The 1,504-nt window shown below is 39.0% G+C and carries 1 protein-coding gene, 6 tRNA genes and 1 pseudogene; 6 read left to right on the plus strand and 2 right to left on the minus strand.

Going from position 1 to position 1,504, the window contains the following annotated elements; translation table 11 throughout:
• Positions 1 to 53: 53 nt before the first annotated feature.
• The 6 genes from QM917_RS10505 to QM917_RS10530 all read left to right on the plus strand — a co-directional run bounded on the left by QM917_RS10505 (position 54) and on the right by QM917_RS10530 (position 565).
• Positions 54 to 126 (plus strand) — tRNA-Phe (locus QM917_RS10505).
• A gap of 12 nt (positions 127 to 138) precedes the next feature.
• A tRNA-Tyr gene (locus QM917_RS10510) sits at positions 139 to 219 on the plus strand.
• Positions 220 to 230: 11 nt separating this feature from the next.
• Positions 231 to 301, plus strand: a tRNA-Trp gene (locus QM917_RS10515).
• Positions 302 to 314: 13 nt separating this feature from the next.
• Positions 315 to 387, plus strand: a tRNA-His gene (locus tag QM917_RS10520).
• 13 nt (positions 388 to 400) lie between these two features.
• Positions 401 to 472, plus strand: a tRNA-Gln gene (locus QM917_RS10525).
• A 9-nt stretch (positions 473 to 481) separates the two neighbouring features.
• Positions 482 to 565 (plus strand) — tRNA-Leu (locus QM917_RS10530).
• 110 nt (positions 566 to 675) lie between these two features.
• Here the strand turns inward: QM917_RS10530 and QM917_RS10535 are convergent.
• Together QM917_RS10535 and QM917_RS10540 are read right to left on the minus strand one after the other, a co-directional pair.
• Entirely contained in the window at positions 676 to 1,368 is a 693-nt protein-coding gene (locus QM917_RS10535; RefSeq protein WP_414285722.1) for a metallophosphoesterase, read from the minus strand.
• A 14-nt stretch (positions 1,369 to 1,382) separates the two neighbouring features.
• Positions 1,383 to 1,504: pseudogene (locus tag QM917_RS10540) on the minus strand (IS630 family transposase); the annotation flags it as partial.

The following is a 1,504-nucleotide window of genomic DNA, read 5'->3' on the forward strand; positions in this document are numbered from 1 at the left end:
TCGTCGGGCTCATAACCCGAAGGTCGTAGGTTCAAATCCTGCTCCCGCAATAAGGCTCGGTAGCTCAGTTGGTAGAGCAATGGATTGAAGCTCCATGTGTCGGCGGTTCGATTCCGTCTCGCGCCATTTAAATATTTTGGAAGGGTAGCGAAGAGGCTAAACGCGGCGGACTGTAAATCCGCTCCTTCGGGTTCGGGGGTTCGAATCCCTCCCCTTCCATAACCTTAACTACGGGCATAGTTTAAAGGTAGAACTAAGGTCTCCAAAACCTTCAGTGTGGGTTCAATTCCTACTGCCCGTGTTTTAAAATTATGGCGGGTGTGGTGAAGTGGTTAACACACCAGATTGTGGCTCTGGCATGCGTGGGTTCGATCCCCATCACTCGCCTATTTTATATTATTGGGGTATAGCCAAGCGGTAAGGCAAGGGACTTTGACTCCCTCATGCGTTGGTTCGAATCCAGCTACCCCAGTTATACTTTGCCGGCGTGGCGGAATTGGCAGACGCGCTGGACTCAAAATCCAGTGTCCGCAAGGACGTGCCGGTTCGACCCCGGCCGCCGGTATAGTAGAAAAGACAAGGCTTAGAAACCTTGTCTTTTTGTTATGTCATAAGAAATTTCTTGGAATTGTTACTAATAATTACTAATTTCATATAAAAGCACATGATTAAAAGTTATAGAAAGTGATATTTTGAGGTAATTGTATCATAGTAAAGAACAGGTATTGTTTTGCTATTCGTTACATCTCCATCAATAAAGTAATGACTTTTACTATCATAGTAAATCTTACCTAGGTATCTTCTATCTTTAGCTACTTCCCAAGAAGCAATATGGCCCGAAATAATAGCTTTATGAAATCTACCAGTAGTAATAGGAAATTTGTTTGTAAATATTTCTGAACTCGTTAGTTCTTTCCAAAGCTTTCCTGCTTCTTCATCAATGCCAGCATGGACAAAAATTTGGGTTTCAGTTTCATAATAGCGTTCATCTCTATATCGTTTTTTAAACCAGTTTATAAATGGGTTGAATTTGATATTATTTTTAATTTCATTTCTAACACCTGTTTCAAAGTTGTTAGCATTCGATTTAAAAATATAGTTCAATTCCTCTGGAGAGAAGAAGCTTTTTATTGTTTCTGGAAATGCTGAAGCAGTAGGTTTATCTAAAATCAACCAATCATAAAACCATTCTTCATGATTCCCTAGAAGAGTAATAATTTGATTAGGATAAACCTCCTCAAGTTCGATTATTTTGGAAATGACTTGAAAAGATTGAAGTCCATTATCAAGATAATCTCCTAGTAAAAATAGGCGATTATCTTTATCGTTTAAATTTACTTTATTGAGAGCGTCTCTGAATTCATCCAAGTATCCATGTATAGTCAATTGAAACAAGAACAAGACAAAAGAGCCTCGAAAAAAGTACTACAACTTGGCAATACCTTTTTGAGATGCTTTTTGATATGGGCCCATGTTTTCTCAATAGGATTGTACTCAGGTGAGT

Source organism: Streptococcus infantis (assembly GCF_047460685.1).
Lineage (GTDB): Bacteria > Bacillota > Bacilli > Lactobacillales > Streptococcaceae > Streptococcus > Streptococcus infantis_AD.